General features: G+C 45.9%; 2 rRNA genes. Both read right to left on the reverse strand.

Going from position 1 to position 778, the window contains the following annotated elements:
* Window positions 1-142, reverse strand: a 23S ribosomal RNA gene (locus tag L5L98_RS22270); the annotation flags it as partial.
* A 411-nt stretch (window positions 143-553) separates the two neighbouring features.
* Window positions 554-778 (reverse strand): 16S ribosomal RNA (locus tag L5L98_RS22275); the annotation flags it as partial.

The raw sequence follows: 778 nt of genomic DNA on the forward strand, positions 1-778 counted from the left end.
GCTTATGCTGCTGGGTTCCCCCATTCGGACATCGTTAGCTCAAATGCTTGTTACTAGCTCGCCAACGCTTTTCGCAAGTTACTACGTCCTTCATCGCCTCTGACTGCCAAGGCATCCACCGTATACGCTTAGTCGCTTAACCATACAACCCAAATGAGTTTCACTCATCTGCGCCGCATTGCGACCAGCTTGGTTTTACTTGTCTCACTTCTGACCAAAGAAGTGGACGCGCCTTAGACGTAAACTATTCAATAAAGAATAATTTACTTTTGAATATTCAAGACACTTAATAAAGTGTTTGAGAACTCATGTTCAATGCTTGCGCATTAAACGTTTTGTAATTAATTACATGACAGACTCATGCAATTAAATACTATCAGCTTTCCAAATTGTTAAAGAACAATGCGTACCGGCTAGCGGCGCATTTAGCTCTGACTTCTCCTGAGAGAAGCTAAACAAGCAATCTGTGTGAACACTCAAAAGGTACACGGATGTACCGAATGTCGAAAATGCAGGAGCATTTTTCGACCAAACATTAAGTTAGTCGTATAGGTAAGGAGGTGATCCAGCCCCAGGTTCCCCTAGGGCTACCTTGTTACGACTTCACCCCAGTCATGAACCACAAAGTGGTGAGCGCCCCCCCGAAGGTTAAGCTACCCACTTCTTTTGCAGCCCACTCCCATGGTGTGACGGGCGGTGTGTACAAGGCCCGGGAACGTATTCACCGTGGCATTCTGATCCACGATTACTAGCGATTCCGACTTCATGGAGTCGAGTT

Origin of the sequence: Shewanella sp. SM23 (genome assembly GCF_025654295.1) — a bacterium.
Taxonomy (GTDB): Bacteria; Pseudomonadota; Gammaproteobacteria; order Enterobacterales; family Shewanellaceae; genus Shewanella; species Shewanella oncorhynchi.